Source organism: Ruegeria sp. H8 (assembly GCF_056532905.1).
In genome coordinates this window covers 38618-59044 of record NZ_JBQFNY010000011.1, presented here as the reverse complement: position 1 = coordinate 59044, position 20427 = coordinate 38618, and the positions used below count along the sequence as shown (strand labels likewise).

Sequence of the window (20427 nt, the reverse complement as noted above, 5' to 3'; positions counted from 1 at the left end):
ATTGCAATCTCGGTCGGCTACAGCCGTAACGCGTAAACGGGGAAAGGGTCCAGCCCTTGCCCCCTTGACGATACCCGCCACAAAACCGACCATGCGCCACAAATTGATCAAGAAGGGTTACCTTATGTCCGTTTTCCTTCGCCGCAGCTGCGGCGCTGCTCTGGCTTATGCCGTTGCCACCCAAGGGGCGTTTGCCGATCTGTCCGCCGATGACGTCTGGTCCGATTGGCAGAGCTATTTCACCTCGATGGGTTACACCGTCACAGGAGACGAAAGCACCTCGGGCGACGTCACCACGATTTCCAACATGACACTTTCAGTGGCCCTTCCCGAAGAGGACGGACAGTTTCAGATGGTCATGCCAGAAATGACACTGACCGAAAATGGTGACGGGACCGTTACCATTGACCTGCCGGAAAGTTTTCCCATGGAAATCACCGGTCAGGCCGAAGACGAAAACTTCGCAGCCACTGTCACCTATTCCCACAGCCAACTGAACATGGTCGTGTCGGGCACACCGGACGACATGACCTATGACTACAAGGCTGACAATCTGGGCGTGAAACTGGATTCGATTGAGGTCGATGGTGAGGCTCTGCCCAATGAAGTGTTTGGTATCGATGTCCAAGCAAGCGATCTGTCCGGCAGCTCGCGGATGCAGATCGGCGACAATCGGAACATCAGTCAGACATTCAACGCAGCCACGTTAACTTATGATCTGAACTTTCAGGATCCTGAAAGCGGCGAAAACGGGTTGATCAAGGGTCAACTGGATCAACTGGCATTTGAGGGCAACAACGTGGTCCCGCCGGATTTTGACTTTTCGGACCCAGAAGCCTTTTACAAAGCCGGTTTTTCCTTTGACGGCACCTTCACCTATGCCGCGGGCAGCACGGATCTGAGCGGGACCAGCGAAGGTCAGGCGTTCTCGATGAACAGCACGTCCGAAGGCGGGCGTTTTGCAGCCAGCATCGATGCAGAGCGTATCGTCTATGACATTGACCAGAACAGCACGAAGATGGCCGTTACCACGGCGGGCCTGCCATTCCCGATCGAACTTTCGATGGCCAAGGCGGGCCTGAACTTCGAATTCCCCATCCAGCAATCGGACGAGGTTCAACCCTTCGGCTTTGGGCTGAACCTGACCGATTTCACCATGTCGGACGTATTGTGGGGCATTTTCGATCCTGCGGGTGCGCTGCCGCGTGATCCGGCGACGATTGCGCTGGATGCGACGGGAACCGCGAAAGTGCTGATGAATATCTTCGATCCTGAAATCGACGTCGAATCCGACGAAGCGCCGGGGGAACTGCACTCGTTGAAGATTAACGAACTGCTGGTTTCGCTGGTTGGCGCCAAGCTGACCGGTGACGGAGATTTTGCTTTCGACAACACCAACACCGAAGAGTTTGATGGCCTGCCCAGCCCAAGCGGCGTGGCGAACCTTCAATTGGTTGGTGCCAACCAGTTGATCGACACCCTGATCGGAATGGGAATCATCTCGGACGAAGACGCGCTGGGTGCCCGCATGATGATGGGTCTGATGGCAGTTCCGGGCGAAGAACCTGACACACTGAACTCGAAGATCGAGTTCACCGAAGACGGCCAGATCTTGGCGAATGGTCAGCGTATCAAGTGACGATCAACGGAAAGGGCCGCGCAACATGCGGCCCTTTCTCTGTCCTGCCAACCCCTGCCCAAACCTCTGAAACGGCACGGGTTCACCGCGATCCTCAACGCACAATCTGGTCACAGGTCTTGCGAGACGGGCGGTCCAAGGCTAGGTCCTTGGCAATCAACCCGGAGGCCTCATGACCTGCTCACCAGAAGAAATCAGCCATCACTTGCTTGACGTGGCCCGCAAGGCAGGCGCGGACGCGGCGGATGCCATCGTTATCGACGGATCCTCTGTTTCCGTCGAAGTGCGGGGCGGCGCGCTGGAACATGCCGAACGCTCGGAAGGGACTGATTTGGGATTGCGGGTGTTTCTGGGCAAACGATCCGCCATTGTGTCCAGTTCCGACAGCCGCCCTGAAACCCTGCGCGCCATGGCGGAACGCGCTGTCGCGATGGCCAGGGAGGCCCCCGAAGATCCGTTTTCCGGGCTGGCTGACAAGGACCAGCTGGCCACAGGCTGGGACATAGAGTCACTGGAATTGTCAGACCCCGCCCCGGCCCCGTCCGCCGAAGCCCTGATGCAGGATGCTCTGACGGCCGAGGCCGCAGCGCTGGCCGTCGCCGGCGTTACCCAGGTGTCGGATGCGGCCGCAAGTTACGGAACCCACCATGTGCATCTGGCCGCGACAAACGGGTTCACCGGCGGGTACGCGCGCAGCAGCCGGTCGGTTTCCTGTGTTGCGATCTCGGGCGAAGGCACCGGGATGGAGCGGGACTATGACGGCGACAGCCGGACGTTCCAATCCGACCTGCGCAGCGCGGAGGAAATCGGGCGCACAGCGGGTGAACGCGCCGTGCAACAGGTTGGTGCGCGCAAACCTGAGACAGGAAGTTTTCCGGTGCTCTTCGATGAACGGATCTCCTCCTCGCTCATCGGCCACCTTCTGGCCGCCAGCAATGGCGCGGCGATCGCACGGGGCGCATCCTGGCTCAAGGATTGCTTGGGGCAGGACGTTCTGCCCGCGCACCTGTCCCTGATCGAAGACCCGCACCGCCCGCGTATCTCGGGATCGCGCCCTTTTGATGCCGAGGGTTTGCCGACACAACGCCGGGCAATCGTGGAAAACGGCGTTCTGACCGGCTGGACTCTGGACCTGTCAAGCGGGCGAAAACTGGACATGGCGTCCACGGGAAATGCCGCGCGTGGGGTCTCGGGCCCGCCATCGCCCAGCAACTGGAACCTGAGCCTGACACAAGGTGACCAAAGCCGCGCCGACCTGCTGCGCGATATGGGAACCGGGTTGCTGGTCACATCCATGATCGGATCGACGATCAACCCCAATACCGGTGACTATTCAAGGGGTGCATCGGGCTTCTGGGTCGAGAATGGCGAGATCACGCATCCGGTCAATGAATGCACCATCGCGGGCAATCTGCGGGACATGCTGCGCCGGATCATCCCGGCGAACGATGCCCGCCCATACCTGTCGCGCGTGGTTCCGTCGCTTCTGATCGAAGGAATGACACTTGCCGGCAACTGACCTGCCCCTGCTGATCGAGGCGGCGCTGGAGGCCGGCAAGATCGCCACGCGCTATTCCGGCACGCAAGCACAGCGCTGGGACAAACCCGATGGCGCCGGCCCAGTGACCGAGGCGGATCTTGCCGTGAACACGATGCTGGAGGAGCGGTTGTGTTCGGTGCGACCGGGCTATGGCTGGCTAAGTGAGGAATCCGAGGATTCCACCGACCGGCTGGACCGTAACAGCACTTTCATCATCGACCCGATCGACGGCACCCGGAGCTTTGCAGAAGGCGCGCGCACCTGGGCACATTCCATAGCCGTCGCCGATAACGGCGTGGTGACGGCGGCGGTCATTTACCTGCCGATGCGGGATTTGCTGTACACGGCGGCACAGGGTCAGGGCGCCACTCTCAATGGTAAGACGATCACGACCTCGGATACCGGAGAGCTTTTGCAATCAGAAATTCTGGCCGCCAAGCCAAATCTTGACGCTCGGCACTGGCGCGACGCGCAGGCGCCAGATTTCGAACGCGCGTATCGCCCGTCACTTGCCTATCGCATGGCTTTGGTCGCGCAGGGGCGGTTCGATGGCATGCTGACCCTGCGCCCCAGTTGGGAATGGGACATTGCCGCCGGCGACCTGATCATTCGAGAAGCCGGTGGCCTCTGTTCCGACCGTACGGGTCAACGGCTGATCTTCAACAACTTGCGTCCTAGGTTGAACGGCGTGATCGCCGCCAGCGCCTTGATTCATCAGCAACTGTCGGCACTGCTGGATCCGGCCGGGCCGGGAATCGGAACATGAGCAAACCGCGCTCACTCAGCCTGGCCGCCTACAGGGTGTTGTCATGGGGGATGCGCAACGGGGTTGCGCCGCTATCCAACCCGCCGCGCCCCGAAGGTGAGCTGCTATGGATCCATGTTGCCACCCCGGATCGGCTGCGGGCTGTGACCGACTTCTGCCGTCGGCTGTCGCAGGTCAGGGCCAAGCTGAATTTCCTGCTGACAGCCCCCCCGGATGAGGATCTGTCCAACTGGCCGGACAGCAGGTTCCCTTTGATCAACCTGCCACAGGAGCAGAGTGGCGCCGCCCGCGAGTTTATCGAATACTGGCGTCCGAACATGGGGTTGTGGGTCGGTGGCGATCTGATGCCCAACATTGTCACGCGCGCTGACGAACAGGCGATCCCGCTGGTCCTGTTCGACGCCCAATTCAGCGTCACTCTGTCCCGGAACGCCCGTTGGTTGCCGGACATCACACGGGTGACCTTTGACTGTTTCCGCAAGATTCTCACGCCATCCGCCGAGACGGCTCGGCAGATCCGCCGCCTCGGAATCCAATCCGGAAAAGTTGCGGAATCACCGCCTTTGCGGATCAGCCCCAACCCCCGGCCCTGGCCAGAAGACGAACTCATCGAGACCACTCATACACTTGCCGGGCGTCCGGTTTGGTTGGCGGCATGGGTTCAGGACAAGGAATTCATCTCGGTTCTGACAGCCCACCGTCAGGCGCTGCGGATGCTGCATCGGCTGGTTCTGGTGTTGCACGTGGCAAACGAGCCGGAAGTCACGCCGCTGAGACGGCGGCTGGAATCGATGGACCTGCGCTGCATCAACTGGGATGAAGGGGACATGATTGAAGACACCACTCAGGTCGTCCTGACATCGGACCCCGAAAACCTGGGCCTGTGGCATCGCATGGCACCAGTGACCTTCATGGGCAGTTCGCTGGAACGCAGCGCGGGCGGTCAGGACCCGTCCGAAGCAATCGCGCTGGGGTCTGCGATCATGTTCGGACCATATGTGCACCGCCATCAGGAATTCTATTCCAGCCTGCAACAGGTGAACGCCGCCAAAGAGGTAAAAACGGCCACCGAACTGGGCGACGCCGTTGTGCAGCTTCTGGCGCCGGATCAAGCTGCCGACATGGCGCTGGCTGGCTGGCAGTTGTTGACCGAAGGCGCACCACAGGCTGACGCCCTGATCGAAATGGTGCAGGATATTCTGGATCAGCGGAGTGCGGATCATGCGGGCACCTGATTTCTGGAACACGCCCCCGGACCAACCGGATCCGAGGGCGCGTCTGCTGGCACCGTTGGGGCGCCTATATGCAGCGGCAACCGCCCGAAGGATCGCCTCGGAATCCGGCGAAAAGCCGGGTGTGCCCGTGATCTGTATCGGCAACCTAAACGCTGGTGGAACCGGTAAAACACCAACGGTGATCTGGACTCTTGAACAGCTTAGGGGCGCATGGCACGAACCACATGTCGTCACGCGGGGGCACGGAGGCTCTTTGGACGGGCCGGTGCAGGTCGATCCGGCCCGGCACACGGCTGCCGAAGTTGGGGACGAGCCGCTGCTTCTGGCGATGTTTGCCGAAGTCTGGGTTGCCAAGGACAGGGCGGCGGGCGCGCGGGCCGCCGCGGCTGCGGGTGCCACGGTAATCGTTCTGGATGACGGTTTTCAGAACCCCTCGGTGGCCAAGGATTTCTCGATCATTGTTGTCGATGCTCAACGCGGGTTCGGAAACGGCTTGTGCCTGCCCGCCGGTCCGCTGCGGGAACCGGTCGACATTGGGTTGAAACGGGCCGACCTTGTGTTGTCTCTGGGCGATGAGGCTGCACAACAGGCTTTCACCGGTCAGTGGGGCGACAAGTTGTCCGTTCCCCATGTCACCGGTGCAATCGAACCCCTGCAAACCGGCATGGACTGGACCGGGACACGCGCTTTGGCATTTGCCGGTATCGGCCACCCCGAGAAGTTCTTCAGAACCCTGCGGCAGTTGGGCGTAGACCTGGTCCGCGCCGAAGCCCTGGACGATCACCAGCCTCTGACTCAGGCACTGATGGCCCGTCTGGAAAACGAGGCGCGCCAACTGGGTGCTCAGATGATAACGACCGAGAAAGATGCCGTACGTCTGCCCCCGGCTTTTCGGAGCAAAGTGATCACTCTGCCGGTGCGTCTGCGAGTCGGCGAAACTGACAAGGTCCGCGACATGCTGCTGAAGGCAGCACCTGCACCCCAATAGGCCCGGTCGGCCCAGACAGGGCCAACCGGAAAAGGGTGTTTAGCCACCCAGTTCGTCTTGGATCAGCTTTTTGAAGTCAGCGTAGGACTGGTTGTCGACCTTCTTGCCGTTCACCACAAATGATGGCGTCGCCTGGATACCATCGCGTTCGGCGTTTTCCTGATACCACGCAGCCAATGTCCGCGCCTTGGTACCGTCTTGCAGGCAAGCCTCGAGCTGATCGCCATCGATGCCGGCCAAACGACCGATCTTGCGCAGCTCGTCCACGATCTCGGCCGGACCACCTGCGCGTGTCCATTCTGCCTGCCCTTCATAGATCAGGTCTGTGATACCGAAGAACTTTTCGGGGCCAGCGCAGCGTGCAACCATCGATGCCCAAAGGCCGTAGCGGTCAAAATACACCTCACGATAGGTAAACTTGACCTTGCCGGTGTCGATGAAGTCTTTCTTGAGTTGTTTGAAGGCGCCCTGATGGAAACTCGCGCAATGCGGGCAGGTATAGGACGCATATTCGATGATTTCGACAGGTGCATCCTCGGCGCCCAGCACCATCTCGACGATCGTCGAAGTATCCAGGTCGGCCTCCTGAGCTTCGGCGGCACTGACCAGTGGAATGGTGACATTGGTGTTCGACCCTGTCAGCCAATAGCCGCCAGCGGCCACGGCGACGGCCGCACAGATTACGGTTGCAATACGGCTCATTTTCAGCCCTTTCTCAGCGTTTCTGTTTGGATAAAACGTTGCGCCCGAGACGTTCAAGAGCCGCGCGCAAATCTTCATCATGTACATCGCGTGACATTTTGTCGGCCTCGGCGGCAATGTCAGGCGCAATCTGGGGTTTGGCTTGCTTCGGCTTGTGGTCGAAACTGGCCTGCCCCTCGGCAAATCCGGTCGGAGCGGTCTGGGTGATACGGACACGGCTGATGGCGTTATAACCATAGACCGCGTTTACCTTGCCGCGCAGCTGTTCCTTCTGCATTTCCAGCATCGGAGCCTGCGGCCCGGTCGTCAACACGGTCAGGGTGGCACCAAATCCGCCCTTGCCATAACCCACTTTGACCGGGCGCGCGATGGCGGCGGTTTCCTGGCCGACAATCTCGGCCCAGTGGGTCAAAAGCCGCGACACGGCAAACCCCCGGCTTTCCCCGGCGCGCCGGATCTGATCGTTCAGCAAGGATGCGGTGCGTTTGAACCCGCGGGTCGAAGAACGTCTGCGTTGCATCTGGTTTCCTGCTCCTACGCCTCTATTGTACTGGGCAGGCCACCATGTGCCAGCGAAACCCGACCGGGAGTTGAATAAAACTTGCGTGACTCTGCTGAAATCGCCGTCAGTGATGCGTTGCTGGCGTGGTACGACCGCCACGCCCGCGAAATGCCATGGCGCATCGGTCCGGCAGATCGCGCCGCCGGGATACGCCCCGATCCCTATCGGGTCTGGCTGTCCGAAGTGATGTTGCAGCAAACGACAGTTGCCGCCGTTCGCGACTATTTCCTGCGCTTCACCACCCGCTGGCCTACGGTTCAGGCTCTGGCCGCCGCACCGGACGAGCAGGTCATGGGGGAATGGGCCGGGCTTGGCTATTACGCCCGCGCCCGCAATCTTTTGAAATGCGCCCGTGCCGTCACGCAGGACTACGAAGGCCGGTTTCCCGACAGCTTTGAAGCGCTGCTGAACCTACCCGGCATAGGCCCCTATACCGCCGCTGCGATCTCGGCCATCGCGTTTGATCGGCCTGAAACCGTGCTGGATGGAAACGTCGAACGGGTCATGGCCCGGCTCCATGACATTCACGATCCGCTGCCCGGCTCCAAGCCCCTGCTGAAGGAAAAGGCGTCGGCCCTGACCCCGGCCATACGTCCCGGCGATTACGCGCAGGCGGTCATGGATCTGGGGGCAACCATCTGCACGCCGAAGTCGCCGGCATGTGGCATCTGCCCCCTGCGTGCCCCCTGTCAGAGCCGCATCGCAGGCACCCAAGCCGACCTGCCAAGAAAAACACCCAAAAAGCCCAAACCCACGCGCCGTGGGCACGTGTATGTTGCGCAAAGCGCAGACGGGGCCATGGTGCTGGAACGCCGGCCTGACAAAGGTTTGCTGGGCGGAATGCTGGGCTGGCCCGGATCAGAGTGGAACGATGCCCCGGCCGAACGGCCTCCATTCCCTGCGAATTGGACGATGTTGCCGGGCGAAGTGCGCCATACGTTTACGCATTTCCACCTGATTTTGCGGATCTGGACCACAGATGCCGCCGATCACGACATACCCGAACATCTGACAGTTGTAGACAAACACAGCTTCAGGCCCGGCGACCTGCCAACCGTGATGCGCAAGGCCTATGATCTTTGGCGAGGACAATAAGTCCGCTGTGCAAGTCTTCGGGCCATGGCTAGGATATCTCCGTAAAGTCGGAGCAGAAAAGATGATCGCAACAGGCACATTGTCCCGCTGGCAATCTGCATCCCCTTTCTGGGTGTCGCTGCTGCTGATTCCGCTGGTCTGGTTTTCAGCTGCTACCGGTGGATGGTCACTGCTGCTGGTTCCTGCCGCAACCTGGTGGGCTTTTGCAGTGCTGGACCGGATCACCGGGCTCAACACTCAAAACGCCGACCCCGAGACGCCGGACACGGCGCTGCAATGGTACATATTGCTGACAAAACTCTGGGCCCCGATCCAGTTCGTTACCCTTTTTGGTCTGATCTGGTACGCAACCCACGGCACCCATATGTCAACGCTAGAGAAAATCGGCCTCTTCTTTGGCATGGGCGTCATTTCAGGCACGATTGGGATCAACTACAGCCACGAGTTGATGCACCAGAAAAGCCGCCTGGAACGCTGGCTGGGGGATATTCTTCTTGCCATGGTGCTGTATTCCCATTTTCGGTCCGAGCACCTGTTGGTCCATCACCGCCATGTCGGCACCCCGCGCGATCCGGTAACGGCGCGCTACAACGAAGGGTTTCATCGCTTCTATCCCCGCGTTCTGTGGCAATGCTGGGTTTCGGCCTTCAAGGCCGAGCGCGACAAGCTGGCCCGCATCGACAGACCGTGGACAGATCGTTCAAACCCGTTCTGGCGGTACTGGGCGCTGCAAGGTGGGATGCTGGCACTGGCCGGCCTGATCGGAGGATGGTCCGGCGTGGCGCTGTTTCTGCTTCAGGCTGGTGTCGCAATATGGCAGCTCGAGCTGGTCAATTACGTCGAGCATTACGGCCTGACCCGAAAACACCTGGGCGAGGGACGGTACGAGCATGTCCTGCCACGCCATTCCTGGAATGCCTCGCAGAAAGCTTCGAACTGGTTGCTGATCAATCTTCAACGCCATTCGGACCACCATTACAAACCCAATCGCCGGTTTCCGCTGCTGCAACATCACGCGTCGGACACGGCACCGCAATTGCCCTATGGCTATCCCGTCATGACTGTGGCCGCGATGATACCGCCGCTTTGGCGGCGGGTCATGAACCCGCGCGTTCGCGCGTGGCGACGCCACTACTATCCCGAGATCACCGACTGGCACCCCTACAACAAATCTTTGAACCCCATGCCAAAATCGTGACCGCAGCGCGCACAGGCGCGCTGCTTGGCCCAACTGTCAGCACGGCATCTGCGATGCTGTTCTGACGGGCGGGAGGCCCTCAGCTTTTCATCACCCAGACATCCATCGGCGCCTCGACCCCTCGCACGGTTTGGTCACGACGGGCAACAAAACCGGCCATGACCTCCCGCACCTGCGGGTTTTCTTCCTCAACCCGCAAACGCACGGCATCGCTGACAACGATACGCGCCTTGAATTCACGCGTCAGTGCCTCAAGCTTGGCCGCCACATTGACCGCATCGCCAATCACCGCGAATTCCAACCGGTTGGCACCGATATCCCCAAGTACGACCGAGCCGTAATGCACCCCAACGCCGACATGGATTTCGGGCTCTCCCACCCTGCGACGTTCCAGATTCCAACGGTCGATCACACCCACCATCGCACGCGCGCAGTCCAGGGCATTGCTCGCGTCCAGGGGCGTTGGCACCGGAGTGCCGAAGGTCGCCATCAAACCGTCGCCCAGATACTTGTCCAAGGTCCCGTGGTGCCGGAATACCTCGGTTTCCATACGGGCATGAAACCCGCGCAGAACCTCGATCACTTCATAGGGATCCCGCCCGGCGGCGTATTTGGTGAACCCGACGATATCGATGAACAGTACCGCCACATCTTCTTTGCGGACCTGTTTCAACGGCTCATCGTTCTGGCTCAGCTCATCCACCACATTGGGCGAGAAATACCGCGACAGGTTGGCCCGTTCCCGTTCCAATCCCGCGTTGTTCATCAACAATTGATTGAGACGCCGCATCGAAATGCCCAGCGTTACCGCGACCATTATGAATACGATCACTTGCTGGATACGTTGAGGGACCATGAAACTGTTGGGGTCCAACAGTTCGGCAACATCCGGATAGTCCTGCAAGGCCTCTGCAACCTTTTCGCTGATGCCCGGAATCGGCGTTGCCACCCACGAGGCAACGATCCAACCGATCGTCCACATCAATGCCGTCCACGAACCGATGGCAATGACCGTGCGCCAGGAATAGGCCAGGGTTCCAGCCGCCAGGATGACGAAAAAGTACTGAAAGTTGTCAAACCGGTATTGCATGGCCAGAGGGCGGACATCGTCACTGAACGGGTTGGGCACGATCATTCCTAGGGTCATGATCAGCAGATCCACGAAGATCAAAAGAAGCTCGACCCGCGATTGCCCCACCCGACCGGAACGGCGGATCAGCCAACCGTTGGCGCAGATCAGCAGCAGAATGAAGTGATACCAAAGCACCTCCCAATGCGGATTCAGGAATACCAGAAGAACCCCGGTCAGTGCCATCGCCACCCAGCGCGCGCGGACGGCCAGTTCCAACCCTTCTCGCTTGTGCCGCTCCAACGCGGCCTCGGTGTATTTGTTGTCCATATCGAACGTGTCAGGTTCCGTGAAAAACAGACTGCGGCGGGGCTGCGCGGTTGTCTCGGTCATGGCCGTGATCTTTCTTGCAGTGTCAGGGTCAACAACATGCAATCACTGTTGATCCGAAAACAAAAGACCCCGCCGTAGGATCGGCGGGGCAAGGCGTAGTGCCTTGTGTCAGGCCACAGGCACCGGCGGTGTTCTTTGTATCAGTTCATCTCGGCCCGGATCTGCTGGCGCAGAACGTCGATCGGAACCGTTTTGCCGTCACGCTTGAAGCACCAATAGGTCCAGCCATTGCAGGACGGCGCATTTTCCAGATGGGCGCCCACCTGATGGATCGAGCCTTTGACGTTGTCACCGACCAATGTGCCATCGGCCCGGACTTTGGCCTTGTGACGCCGGTTCATGGAATAAAGCTCTTCGCCCGGGCGCAGCATCCCACGCTCGACCAGCTGGCCGAAGGGAACGCGGGGTTCGGCGCGCTTGCTGGCGCTGACTTCCAGAGCCTCACGATCGAATTTGCGGACCTTGGCAATGCGCTTCTCGGCCACCTTGCGATAGCTTTCCTCGCGTTCGATACCAATGAACTCGCGGCCCAGCATCTTGGCGACGGCTCCGGTCGTTCCGGTGCCGAAGAACGGATCCAGCACCACGTCCCCGGGATTGGTCGAGCCGATCAGAACACGGTGCAGCAGTGATTCCGGCTTTTGCGTCGGGTGTGCCTTGTCACCGTTTTCATCCTTCAGACGTTCATGCCCGGTGCAGATCGGCAGCACCCAGTCGCTGCGCATCTGCACGCCTTCGTTCAGGGCCTTCAGCGCCTCATAGTTGAAGGTGTACTTGGCTCCTTCGCGCTTGGATGCCCAGATCATCGTCTCATGCGCGTTGGTAAAACGTTTGCCGCGGAAGTTGGGCATCGGGTTTGATTTGCGCCAGACCACATCGTTCAGAATCCAATAGCCCTCGTCCTGCAAGGCCGAACCCACACGGAAGATGTTGTGGTAAGAGCCGATCACCCAGATCGCACCATTTGGCTTGAGCAGACGGCGCGCCGCCTTCAACCACGCGCGGGTGAATTGGTCATAGGCACCAAAGCTGGAAAACTGATCCCAGTGATCATCCACCGCATCCACCTGAGAATTGTCCGGGCGATGCAGCTGACCTTTCAACTGCAAATTATAGGGCGGATCCGCAAAAATCAGGTCAACGGATGCCTCGGGAAGACTGTTCATCACTTCGATGCAGTCCCCGGATAGAATCGTGTTTAAAGGGGGCGCTATTGCGCCCTTTTTGGTGGTTGTCGTCATATCACTGCCTCAAGTGTCCACGGCGCTTTTGCGCTCATTTGGTTGAGACAAGGATGAGTCAAAGACGAATCGGCGTCAATTTCTTTTTTGAATCAGCGACTTACGATTTACTCTTGATACAAGATATTGTGCACCGGCTTGAACGAACGTCTATGGTGTGGGGTCACGCCAAGATTTTGCAGTGCTTCCTTGTGTTGTTTTGACGGATAACCGGCGTTGGTTTCCCATCCATATCCCGGATGCTGTTGCGCCAAATCCACCATCACCTGATCGCGCCAGTTTTTCGCAAGGATCGACGCGGCTGCAATCGACACCGATCGGGCGTCCCCCTTCACGACGGCCTGCGACGGGGTTTTCAGGCCGCGTGGAATCATGTTCCCGTCGATCAGCAGGAAATCGGGGGCCGGTGTCAGTGCCTCGACTGCGCGCAGCATCGCCAGATGCGATGCCCTGAGGATGTTGATCTCGTCAATCTCGGCGACCGAGGCTTCGGCCACGGCAAACTCGGCGCTGTGCCGGATCTCGGCATCCAGCGCGGCCCGACGTCTGGCCGTCAGCTTCTTGGAATCATTCAACCCTTCGGGGATGGCCTGTGGGTTCAGGATCACCGCTGCCGCGACGACCGGGCCGGCCAAAGGGCCGCGCCCGACCTCATCCACACCCGCGATACGGCAATGGCCCCGGTCCAGCAGCGCCTGTTCAAGTTCGAAATCTGGTTTTGTCATCCTTTTGGAAAACAGTGTTTCACAAAGCGCCGCAAGAAAAAAGAGAGAGGGCAGCCCACACCGCCCTCTCTCACGCGGCGCGTCTTTGGCGCCGCTCCTGCTCAACCGGTGTTACTGGTAAACGACACGGTATCCTTTCTGGCGCAAGCACGCAGGTTCATATGCCCGCTTGACCTTTTGGCCATTCCAGAAACCGACTTTGCACTCTTGCGGCAGGCTATTGGCATGTTTGTAGTGCTTCTTGAGGCATTTCGGCCCAAGCAACGGATGATCCTGTGAATACCCGTTGAATGTGCGCAGGCAGCGCTGGGGCAGATCATAACGCGCCACGCGCGGCGGCAGAGGGCGCACCGGCTGCGGCGTGTAAGGTGCCGGTGTATAGGTCTGTTGGCGAGTCGCCCGATCCTTTTTCTTTTCCTTGTTGTAATAGTGAACCCCGGCCCCGATGATCGCGATGGCCGCCAGCCCGCCAAGAATGTCCTTTGCGTCCGCAGCCCGTGCCTGAGACGCAGAAACCCCGGTTATTGCGACCGCGGTCGCAACGATGAATGCGATGAATTTCCTGTGCATGATGCGTGTCCTTAATAGTGTTTGGGCGACCGTGTGACGGAGCGCGTCCTGATTGCCCTGACACTTGGGGGCGACCGGTCCAGACAAGCAATAACGGCCCGGTGTTATCGGATATCAGAGCCCGCAAACCCCTTGGGTTATTGAATATCGCGGCAACTCATGCGCAGGATGCGGCCTATGAAACAGATCCTCTCTTCTCTGACCTTTGCGGTCCTGATATCGCTTGGCTCTGCTGCGTCTGCGGCGGATTGCTATGCGGATTACAAGGCCAAGAAAGACAACCCGTTGCGTCTGCACTATGGGGTCATTCAGGTCTCGAACTGCGACAAGGGCCAGGCCCAGGCAGAAATCGCCCAGCGCCTGAGCGCGTCAGGCTGGACCTTGCTTGAAGTGCAGTCCGTTTTCGGGCCGGAAGGGTTGGATCAGAGGAAAGGCAATGCCGGAAAATTCTATCTCCGTTTCTGACGCACGCCGGTCGGGGGTCCGTCTGGTCGTGCTGGGCGTCGCAGCCATTGTCGCCATTCTGATCACCGCCGCCGTTTTCCTGTTCTGGACCCTGCCGGACGCCAACGCATTCAACGCGCGGGTCGAGCGATTGTTCATCGAGACCGATCTGACCTCGCAAACCGAAATCCGGTTGCTTGAAATTCTGGCCCAGTCCGGCACCGCCTTCGCCGACACCCTGTCCAGTTATCGGATGGTGATTTATGTGCTGCTGGTTTTTGCCTGCGCCATGATGGCCTCGGCGTTGGTCTTTCTGGTTATGCTGGTACTGCTGAACCGACGCATGGCGCAGATCGAACGCACCGGCATTCAGGTGACCTCGTTGCTGATCAGCCGCGAGGAAAACACCGTCTACCTCAACAACATGGATTTCAAACTCACGCCCGCCGCCATGGAAACCCTGTCTGTTCTGGCTGAATCCCGGCTGGATGATGAGGTTTTGTCCGGCGCCCAGATCGAGGCGATGATTTCCGGCCGCAATGAGGCCGATTGCGACGAAGCCGCAGGCGCGACGCGGATCAAACGGTTGCGGGATGCGCTTGGGAACCAGATGGTCAGTGAACTTCTGGTCAAGAACATCGCCAAAAAAGGGTATATGCTGTCCATCGAAAAAGACGTGATACAAATGGTCTGAGCCTTGCTGCATGACCGTATGCGTTGGCACTTTCCCCTTCTGCGCCTCTTGGAATGTGGGATGCAAAGCCCCATTCTAGAAAAAACCCAGGCAAGGGAGGTCGCATATGAACGTCCACGCCGCACCAAAAATCAATGGGTATGGAATCTCGGTTGAATCGCTGAATGGCAGAATTGCCATTTACCGCAATGATGTGCTTATGGCTGAAAGCACAGATGCCAAGGTCATGTATGAAACGCGCCTGCCGCCCACGATCTATGTTCCCCGCGCGGATGTCTGTGTTGATCTGAGCGAAGAAACAGACCTGCAAACATTCTGTCCGTTCAAAGGCACTGCCACATATCACGACATCAATCTGGGTTCCGAAAACCTGGCCAATTCTGTCTGGGCCTATGAGGAGGCTCTGCCCGAAAGCGCGGCCATTCAAGGCTGTATCGGCTTTGTGCCCGGTGCCTATACGAAAATCGATCTGGGCGACAACCGCCTTCGCGAACCAGAAGACGGCAACATCAGCGGCCCCCTGATCGATTGGTTGATGCGTGGTGCTTCGACCGCGGCAACGCCCGAAAGCTTTACCAAAGCGCTGGCCGAAAAGATGCTGGAGCACGGCATCGCAATACAAAGGCTGAGCATTCTGGCCTGGTCCCTTCACCCCCTGATCGCGGGAAAACACTATATCTGGGAAAAAGATGAAGAAGAGATTCTGGCTAGGGCTCCGACATACGAAATCTATGATCACCCAGCTTTCATAAACAGCCCCTTGCGGCATGTTTCGAACGGCCTGGGTGGCGTGCGGCAAAGGTTGAATGATGAAAACCCGCATAACAGCTTCCCGATCATGGAAGATCTGCGGGCGAAGGGCGCAACAGATTACGTGGCCATGCCCTTGCCGTTTTCCGACGGGCGCACCAATGTTCTGACGCTGACCTGCGATCACCCGGACGGGTTTACCACCGAAAATCTGGGCCTTGTCTTTGAATGTTCCTCGGTAATCGCCCGTTTCTACGAGGTGTTCATGCAGCGCGAAAACGCGCAGGTCCTGCTGGAAACCTATGTCGGCAAACGCACCGGCGCGCGCGTATTGGGCGGCGAAATCAGGAGGGGTGACGGGGATGAGATCGACGCCGCCATCATGTTCTGCGACCTCCGTAATTCAACGAGCCTGGAAGAGAAGCTGGGCCGGGGCGAGTATATCAATCTCCTGAACGAGTTCTTTGAAACGGTCTCGGGCATTGTTCATGACAACAACGGAGAAGTCCTGAAGTTCATTGGCGACGCTGTTCTGGCCGTTTTCCCGGCAACGGACGAGGATGCCAGTACGGCCCGCACCAATGCCCAGCGCTCGGCGATCAAAATCGTCGAAACTTTGGGAGAGCTGCGCAAAGAAGGTACGGACAGGCATTGCGACTGTTCGATCGGCGTCGCGTATGGGCGTGTCACCTACGGCAATGTGGGATCTCGCGAACGGCTTGATTTCACAGTTATCGGTCAGGCCGCAAACGTCGCCGCACGTTTGGGCGAGTTCGGCAAGTCGCAAGGGCACCGCATTGTCGTTTCAGAAGACATCGAACCGGCCTGTTCCAATGCTGTACCGCTGGGAGACGTCAATCTGCACAACGTGTCCCGACCCGTCAGATCATATGCTTTGCGAACCGCAGCCGATGAGATTCTGAACGGTTGAGGCCTTTCGTTGCAGTTCTGAAGAAAACCGCATTGCCTTGATCAGCGTGATGCCCTTGCGATCATGCTTCACCGATCACTTCGATCCGGAGGCGCTCTGCTCAAACGGCCCCCAACAAGATCAATGCGGTCTGCGCCGGCGAGATCGTGTTCTGAAGTCGCGCAATCTGACTTCTGGCCAAATAGGTGTCGGTCAGTTTCTCGATGGACTTTGGGTTCGAAAACTGTGCCAGGTCATCCGAGCCGGTCAGTTTGAGCAACCTTGCCTTGAACTCGACCAGTTGTTTGTCAATGTCCAGCTGTGCAAAGGATGACGGCAGTCCAAGTGCCGTTTCCATCATGCTGCGCAAGGGCGGCAACCCCATCAGATCGAACCACTTTGTGTCTGCACTTGAGGTCTTGTTGGCAAGATCCGAAAGCTCTCGTTGTGCATAGAGCGAAATACGCATCGTTTCATCCGACTCGCCAACGGCAATTTCAAATCGGGCCGTCAAATTGGCCTGGGCGATTTGTTCCATGTCGGACGTCAGCGCGGTTTTTCGGACAGTACCGGGACCAAACCCAAAGGCGTCAGAAAATTCCCGGTATCGCTTGTCGGCCAATCGATTGGACAACGCGTCATCCGCCTGTGTCCCATCCCCGAGGATTTTGCGTATGAAAAACCGGTTGTCCAAATCTCCTTCCAACCCGAACGCACCCAAAGCGACCTGCAACAACCTGCGATCCGAAACCAGCTCTTCAGCGGATTGGATTTTCCCGATGTTGTCCAGAAAGTACTTTGTTTCTCTTTCATTTGCTGCTGACGACGAAAAACTCTGGAGCTGACTTTCATAGGTACGTTTCAGGAACCGCCAGCCCACGATTCCGCCGCTTGGGATGACGGGTTGGAATGTCATTGCTGGTAAGCCATCAACCGCTCTTCGCGCGGCAGAAGCGAGCGAAGCGATTTGAGGCATTTGTAATAATGCTCTGCAACCAGGGCATCCGTGGCATCGGCCAAGACCCGGCGGCTATCTGCATCCGTAAAAACCTGGCTCAGCTCTTCCACGCGGCGCAACAATTGCTGACGTGCTTGGCCAGGTTCGATGTCCCCCGACAATACAAGCTGCGCGGCATAACAGACGCGGCGCACCGGCGTATTCACCTCATCCGGATGAATCGCATCCCGCAGTCGAAGTACATTTGCCTGTGGCGTCATGATCGAAAACCGGCCGCGGCGATCGCCGTTCTCAATCACGACCCCGTTGATCAGAACCCTTTCTTTCGGGGCAAGTTTCAGGACCAGACCACTCATCAAGTTGCCCTCATCTGGCGCAATCCGCGCAATACGGCCGTGTTGATTTCCACCAACGGTTCAACGGTTGCGCCGTCTCCCAGAACGCGGCTGCTGTGTTGTTCGGTGAATTCGGCAAGGTAGAAGATCCTGGCTCTCAGGTCGTTGGGCAGGGCATTCTCGGAATCGGCAACGCCGGTGGCGAGCACCCCCCATAGCCGCCGGTTTTCGTGCACGGCCTGTACAAAGCCCGAAAAATCCGTTGCCTTTTGCGCTGTTGCTGCCTTCAGACGCCATGTGATCCTTGAAATCGCTTCGTATTCCGTGTCTCGAGGCGTCCGAGTCGGCGCGGCGGTTTGCGCATAGGTTTGATGGGCTAGGGTTTGCGGTGTCACTTGAAATCCTTCCAAAGGGCCGTCATCAGGCAGTCATTGATGGGGCGCGAAGACCGCGCCCCAACCGATTTCGCGAATTAGCGGAACAGCGACAGAATCGACTGCGGTGCCTGATTGGCGATCGAAAGCGACTGTGTCGCCAACTGTTGCTGAACCTGAAGCGCCTGCAACCGTGCCGAAGTCTCTTCCATGTCCGCGTCGACCAGCGACCCGATGCCTGACTTGAACGAGTCGGACAGGTTCGAGATGAACTCTTTCTGAGTTTCGATCCGGCTTTGAGAGGAACCGAAAGCAGCCGACGCGTCGATCGAAGTATCGATCAGCGACTCAACGGCGGCCAGGGCAGCGGTCGCACCCGCACCGGTCGAAACATCAATGCCGGCCAGCGCGCCCAGACCACCTGCACCGGCGTTCACGAATTGAGCCGAAAACGAAATGTCCGAGCCCGTACCGTTGGTGACAGACAAGGTTCCGGCTGTACCCGAGTCATAATCGACGGTCAGACCGGTAATCCCAAGCTCTTCAATCTTCGATTTCAACCCAACGGCAACCAGATCACCGGTTGTTGTCGCGGCAGCGTCTTCCGCAGACACGGTATAGGATACGACCTGATCGTTGATGGCGACGACGACCTTGTCCCCGGCGGCAAAAACACCGCTGGATTCGTCGGTGACCAGCGCGGTTGCGGCGGTTGCGCCGTTATCGATGGTTGCGCCGACGCGATCGTTGCCTGTCGATGCGCCGGTCGAACCGTCAAAAACCTGCTTGGTGACATAACCACCGGTCGACAGGTTCTGCCCTGCAACGGTGATGGACGACGAGGTCACAGCACCTGTGTTGTCACGATCCAGCGATGCAAGGATCGAAGCGGAACCGGCAGAGCCGTCAACCAAGTTCAGACCATTGAACTGCGCCGCACTGACAACGGACGCGATCTGATCTTTCAGTGCAGTCACATCATCATTGATTTTGCCGCGGTCAACGTTGTCTTCCTGCGCCGCGACGATCTTGCCTTTCATCTGGGTCAGCAGATCAGTGACGGTTTCCGCGGCGTTCCGTGCTACGGCAACGGTCGATTCGCCAAGCGCAAGACTGTCCTTGATGGCGTTGAAACCTTTGACGTCCGACTCCATCACTTTGGAAATCGCCCAAACTGCCGAGTTGTCCTTGGCCGTCGCGACGTCCTTGCCGGTCGAGATTGCGTTCTGGGTCATCGCCAGGTTTTTGTTGACCGACTTGAGAGTTTGCAGCGCAACCATCGCGCCATTGTTTGTCAGAATGCTGGACATAGCTTTCATCCTTTTCCGTTCGGGCCATTTTGCCCATGTTCACCCCGCACTATTTGCGGGCATTGGTGTCTTTCTGACCTGTGCGACGCGCCGCGTGGCCGTTCGCGCCACCTGTTGATCTCAGGTGCAACACCACTTTTGAGCTCGATCCCCTAACGGAGTGCTAAAGCGCCCGGCCCAGAAATTTCGGATTTGAATCAAACTTCTGCCTATGCCCGCTTTTCCAGCTTTGCCGTGCTGCGCACCGCGAATTCACTTCGCTGTCCGTCTGCACCATAGGTGCTGAATTCCTGCCGAACGCGCCGCAATTCAGCCATTCGGCCGGCGACCGCCCGGATGCCTTCAGCCGCGCTGTTCAGCAGCGCCTGATTGCGCTCGGCTTTCTGTTGAACGCGAATCAGTGCCTCACTTTCCAGCACCTGAAGATCATTGATTGCCCCGATCAGCTTTTCTTTTTCAGGCACCATGCTGGACAAACGGTCCAGATCCCCCTGCACAAGCGCGGCACGTTCCAAATCCAGGATTTCTTCCAAAGACTTGATCAACGCTTTGTCGGCCTTAGACGTCATCGGTTTTCTCCATCAGTGACTTGAACAGAATTTCGGAAAGGCCCACGCCACCGGACCGGGCCAGTTGCTGCGCCTGATGTTGAACAAGCATCGAAGAAAACTGATCCTCACCGGCGCCACCGCCAAAGGACTGACGGGTCTTTCCCAACCCGGCGGATTTCAGCATTTCGGCCAGAAACGCGGCCTCAAGCTCTATGGCGGCGTTTTTCAGCCGGGTCTGGGGTGACTGTGATTGAGATACGTGAGGAAAGGTGGAAACCTTCATGGCATTCTCCGAATTTGCTTCGAACTTTCTCGATCAAAGGTGAAAGCGGTTAAAATAAACGTAACTTCCTACAGGCAGTGTTCCGACCAGTCACA

23 protein-coding genes are annotated in these 20427 nt (G+C 58.5%); 11 read left to right on the top strand and 12 right to left on the bottom strand.

Annotated elements, in window-relative coordinates; translation table 11 throughout:
* Positions 1–124 precede the first annotated feature (124 nt).
* From ACR0A2_RS19485 to lpxK, 5 genes are all read left to right on the top strand, one after another.
* Entirely contained in the window at positions 125–1639 is a 1515-nt protein-coding gene (locus ACR0A2_RS19485; RefSeq protein ID WP_480836758.1) for a DUF2125 domain-containing protein, read from the top strand.
* Between the two features lie 172 nt (positions 1640–1811).
* Complete coding sequence (locus ACR0A2_RS19480; RefSeq protein WP_480836756.1) at positions 1812–3158, top strand: TldD/PmbA family protein; 1347 nt, start codon at positions 1812–1814, stop codon at positions 3156–3158.
* On the top strand, positions 3145–3945 hold the full coding sequence (locus ACR0A2_RS19475; protein ID WP_480836754.1) for an inositol monophosphatase family protein: 801 nt from the start codon (positions 3145–3147) through the stop codon (positions 3943–3945). The genes ACR0A2_RS19480 and ACR0A2_RS19475 overlap by 14 nt, the downstream gene beginning before the upstream one ends.
* Positions 3942–5180, top strand: a complete 1239-nt coding sequence (locus tag ACR0A2_RS19470; RefSeq protein ID WP_480836752.1) for a 3-deoxy-D-manno-octulosonic acid transferase — start codon at positions 3942–3944, stop codon at positions 5178–5180. The genes ACR0A2_RS19475 and ACR0A2_RS19470 overlap by 4 nt, the downstream gene beginning before the upstream one ends.
* Positions 5167–6168, top strand: coding sequence for a tetraacyldisaccharide 4'-kinase (lpxK, locus tag ACR0A2_RS19465; RefSeq protein ID WP_480836750.1), 1002 nt, complete (start codon positions 5167–5169; stop codon positions 6166–6168). The genes ACR0A2_RS19470 and lpxK overlap by 14 nt, the downstream gene beginning before the upstream one ends.
* 39 nt (positions 6169–6207) lie before the next feature.
* Here the strand turns inward: lpxK and ACR0A2_RS19460 are convergent, their stop codons facing one another.
* Both ACR0A2_RS19460 and ACR0A2_RS19455 read right to left on the bottom strand, forming a co-directional pair.
* Positions 6208–6870 carry a DsbA family protein gene (locus ACR0A2_RS19460; RefSeq protein WP_480620530.1) on the bottom strand — a complete coding sequence of 221 codons (663 nt, stop codon included), beginning with the start codon at positions 6868–6870 and terminating at the stop codon, positions 6208–6210.
* A gap of 13 nt (positions 6871–6883) precedes the next feature.
* Positions 6884–7390 (bottom strand): DUF721 domain-containing protein, encoded by a 507-nt coding sequence (locus tag ACR0A2_RS19455; protein WP_171230586.1) that lies wholly within the window; start codon positions 7388–7390, stop codon positions 6884–6886.
* 81 nt (positions 7391–7471) lie between these two features.
* Between ACR0A2_RS19455 and mutY the strand changes: the two genes are divergently transcribed.
* Both mutY and ACR0A2_RS19445 read left to right on the top strand, forming a co-directional pair.
* Positions 7472–8527, top strand: a complete 1056-nt coding sequence (mutY, locus tag ACR0A2_RS19450; protein ID WP_480836748.1) for an A/G-specific adenine glycosylase — start codon at positions 7472–7474, stop codon at positions 8525–8527.
* 61 nt (positions 8528–8588) lie between these two features.
* On the top strand, positions 8589–9725 hold the full coding sequence (locus tag ACR0A2_RS19445) for an alkane 1-monooxygenase (protein ID WP_480836746.1): 1137 nt from the start codon (positions 8589–8591) through the stop codon (positions 9723–9725).
* A 79-nt stretch (positions 9726–9804) separates the two neighbouring features.
* On the opposite strand, the gene ACR0A2_RS19440 is transcribed toward ACR0A2_RS19445, so the two are convergent.
* The 4 genes from ACR0A2_RS19440 to ACR0A2_RS19425 all read right to left on the bottom strand — a co-directional run bounded on the left by ACR0A2_RS19440 (position 9805) and on the right by ACR0A2_RS19425 (position 13723).
* Entirely contained in the window at positions 9805–11187 is a 1383-nt protein-coding gene (locus ACR0A2_RS19440) for an adenylate/guanylate cyclase domain-containing protein (RefSeq protein ID WP_480836744.1), read from the bottom strand.
* Positions 11188–11327: 140 nt separating this feature from the next.
* Complete coding sequence (locus ACR0A2_RS19435; RefSeq protein ID WP_152459284.1) at positions 11328–12428, bottom strand: site-specific DNA-methyltransferase; 1101 nt, start codon at positions 12426–12428, stop codon at positions 11328–11330.
* A gap of 107 nt (positions 12429–12535) precedes the next feature.
* On the bottom strand, positions 12536–13153 hold the full coding sequence (locus tag ACR0A2_RS19430) for a ribonuclease HII (protein ID WP_171364454.1): 618 nt from the start codon (positions 13151–13153) through the stop codon (positions 12536–12538).
* Between the two features lie 111 nt (positions 13154–13264).
* Positions 13265–13723, bottom strand: coding sequence for a hypothetical protein (locus ACR0A2_RS19425; RefSeq protein ID WP_480836742.1), 459 nt, complete (start codon positions 13721–13723; stop codon positions 13265–13267).
* 177 nt (positions 13724–13900) lie between these two features.
* Here ACR0A2_RS19425 and ACR0A2_RS19420 point away from each other — a divergent pair, with 177 nt between their 5' ends.
* The 3 genes from ACR0A2_RS19420 (at position 13901) to ACR0A2_RS19410 (ending at position 16542) form a co-directional block, all read left to right on the top strand.
* Entirely contained in the window at positions 13901–14188 is a 288-nt protein-coding gene (locus ACR0A2_RS19420; RefSeq protein ID WP_171119933.1) for a hypothetical protein, read from the top strand.
* Positions 14160–14861 carry a winged helix-turn-helix domain-containing protein gene (locus ACR0A2_RS19415; RefSeq protein WP_152459288.1) on the top strand — a complete coding sequence of 234 codons (702 nt, stop codon included), beginning with the start codon at positions 14160–14162 and terminating at the stop codon, positions 14859–14861. Before ACR0A2_RS19420 ends, ACR0A2_RS19415 begins: the two co-directional genes overlap by 29 nt.
* Positions 14862–14967: 106 nt before the next feature.
* Positions 14968–16542 carry a DUF427 domain-containing protein gene (locus ACR0A2_RS19410; protein WP_480836739.1) on the top strand — a complete coding sequence of 525 codons (1575 nt, stop codon included), beginning with the start codon at positions 14968–14970 and terminating at the stop codon, positions 16540–16542.
* Between the two features lie 100 nt (positions 16543–16642).
* On the opposite strand, the gene ACR0A2_RS19405 is transcribed toward ACR0A2_RS19410, so the two are convergent.
* The 4 genes from ACR0A2_RS19405 to ACR0A2_RS19390 all read right to left on the bottom strand — a co-directional run bounded on the left by ACR0A2_RS19405 (position 16643) and on the right by ACR0A2_RS19390 (position 19498).
* Positions 16643–17437, bottom strand: coding sequence for a DUF1217 domain-containing protein (locus tag ACR0A2_RS19405; protein WP_480836737.1), 795 nt, complete (start codon positions 17435–17437; stop codon positions 16643–16645).
* Positions 17434–17835, bottom strand: a complete 402-nt coding sequence (flbT, locus tag ACR0A2_RS19400; protein WP_480836735.1) for a flagellar biosynthesis repressor FlbT — start codon at positions 17833–17835, stop codon at positions 17434–17436. Before flbT ends, ACR0A2_RS19405 begins: the two co-directional genes overlap by 4 nt.
* Positions 17835–18209: a flagellar biosynthesis regulator FlaF gene (gene flaF / locus ACR0A2_RS19395; RefSeq protein ID WP_480836734.1), complete on the bottom strand. Its 375-nt coding sequence runs from the start codon at positions 18207–18209 to the stop codon at positions 17835–17837. Before flaF ends, flbT begins: the two co-directional genes overlap by 1 nt.
* A 77-nt stretch (positions 18210–18286) precedes the next feature.
* Complete coding sequence (locus tag ACR0A2_RS19390) at positions 18287–19498, bottom strand: flagellin (RefSeq protein WP_171119936.1); 1212 nt, start codon at positions 19496–19498, stop codon at positions 18287–18289.
* Here ACR0A2_RS19390 and ACR0A2_RS19385 point away from each other — a divergent pair.
* Entirely contained in the window at positions 19488–19616 is a 129-nt protein-coding gene (locus ACR0A2_RS19385; protein WP_256367488.1) for a hypothetical protein, read from the top strand. The two genes, ACR0A2_RS19390 and ACR0A2_RS19385, sit on opposite strands and share 11 nt — an antisense overlap.
* Positions 19617–19707: 91 nt before the next feature.
* Here the strand turns inward: ACR0A2_RS19385 and ACR0A2_RS19380 are convergent, their stop codons facing one another.
* Both ACR0A2_RS19380 and ACR0A2_RS19375 read right to left on the bottom strand, forming a co-directional pair.
* On the bottom strand, positions 19708–20067 hold the full coding sequence (locus ACR0A2_RS19380; RefSeq protein WP_171642115.1) for a flagellar biosynthesis protein FlgN: 360 nt from the start codon (positions 20065–20067) through the stop codon (positions 19708–19710).
* Positions 20057–20332, bottom strand: coding sequence for a rod-binding protein (locus ACR0A2_RS19375; protein ID WP_171642114.1), 276 nt, complete (start codon positions 20330–20332; stop codon positions 20057–20059). Before ACR0A2_RS19375 ends, ACR0A2_RS19380 begins: the two co-directional genes overlap by 11 nt.
* Positions 20333–20427 lie beyond the last annotated feature (95 nt).

What these genes read in the sequence shown, in the direction of transcription:
- ACR0A2_RS19405 (WP_480836737.1), bottom strand. Translation starts at nt 17,437, where the DNA reads ATGACATTCCAACCCGTCATCCCAAGCGGCGGAATCGTGGGCTGGCGG.
- ACR0A2_RS19460 (WP_480620530.1), bottom strand. Translation starts at nt 6,870, where the DNA reads ATGAGCCGTATTGCAACCGTAATCTGTGCGGCCGTCGCCGTGGCCGCT.
- ACR0A2_RS19430 (WP_171364454.1), bottom strand. Translation starts at nt 13,153, where the DNA reads ATGACAAAACCAGATTTCGAACTTGAACAGGCGCTGCTGGACCGGGGC.
- ACR0A2_RS19470 (WP_480836752.1), top strand. Translation starts at nt 3,942, where the DNA reads ATGAGCAAACCGCGCTCACTCAGCCTGGCCGCCTACAGGGTGTTGTCA.
- ACR0A2_RS19390 (WP_171119936.1), bottom strand. Translation starts at nt 19,498, where the DNA reads ATGTCCAGCATTCTGACAAACAATGGCGCGATGGTTGCGCTGCAAACT.
- ACR0A2_RS19440 (WP_480836744.1), bottom strand. Translation starts at nt 11,187, where the DNA reads ATGACCGAGACAACCGCGCAGCCCCGCCGCAGTCTGTTTTTCACGGAA.
- ACR0A2_RS19435 (WP_152459284.1), bottom strand. Translation starts at nt 12,428, where the DNA reads ATGACGACAACCACCAAAAAGGGCGCAATAGCGCCCCCTTTAAACACG.
- ACR0A2_RS19480 (WP_480836756.1), top strand. Translation starts at nt 1,812, where the DNA reads ATGACCTGCTCACCAGAAGAAATCAGCCATCACTTGCTTGACGTGGCC.
- ACR0A2_RS19455 (WP_171230586.1), bottom strand. Translation starts at nt 7,390, where the DNA reads ATGCAACGCAGACGTTCTTCGACCCGCGGGTTCAAACGCACCGCATCC.
- ACR0A2_RS19445 (WP_480836746.1), top strand. Translation starts at nt 8,589, where the DNA reads ATGATCGCAACAGGCACATTGTCCCGCTGGCAATCTGCATCCCCTTTC.
- ACR0A2_RS19485 (WP_480836758.1), top strand. Translation starts at nt 125, where the DNA reads ATGTCCGTTTTCCTTCGCCGCAGCTGCGGCGCTGCTCTGGCTTATGCC.
- ACR0A2_RS19420 (WP_171119933.1), top strand. Translation starts at nt 13,901, where the DNA reads ATGAAACAGATCCTCTCTTCTCTGACCTTTGCGGTCCTGATATCGCTT.
- ACR0A2_RS19380 (WP_171642115.1), bottom strand. Translation starts at nt 20,067, where the DNA reads ATGACGTCTAAGGCCGACAAAGCGTTGATCAAGTCTTTGGAAGAAATC.
- ACR0A2_RS19425 (WP_480836742.1), bottom strand. Translation starts at nt 13,723, where the DNA reads ATGCACAGGAAATTCATCGCATTCATCGTTGCGACCGCGGTCGCAATA.
- ACR0A2_RS19415 (WP_152459288.1), top strand. Translation starts at nt 14,160, where the DNA reads ATGCCGGAAAATTCTATCTCCGTTTCTGACGCACGCCGGTCGGGGGTC.
- lpxK (WP_480836750.1), top strand. Translation starts at nt 5,167, where the DNA reads ATGCGGGCACCTGATTTCTGGAACACGCCCCCGGACCAACCGGATCCG.
- flbT (WP_480836735.1), bottom strand. Translation starts at nt 17,835, where the DNA reads ATGAGTGGTCTGGTCCTGAAACTTGCCCCGAAAGAAAGGGTTCTGATC.
- ACR0A2_RS19410 (WP_480836739.1), top strand. Translation starts at nt 14,968, where the DNA reads ATGAACGTCCACGCCGCACCAAAAATCAATGGGTATGGAATCTCGGTT.
- ACR0A2_RS19385 (WP_256367488.1), top strand. Translation starts at nt 19,488, where the DNA reads ATGCTGGACATAGCTTTCATCCTTTTCCGTTCGGGCCATTTTGCCCAT.
- ACR0A2_RS19375 (WP_171642114.1), bottom strand. Translation starts at nt 20,332, where the DNA reads ATGAAGGTTTCCACCTTTCCTCACGTATCTCAATCACAGTCACCCCAG.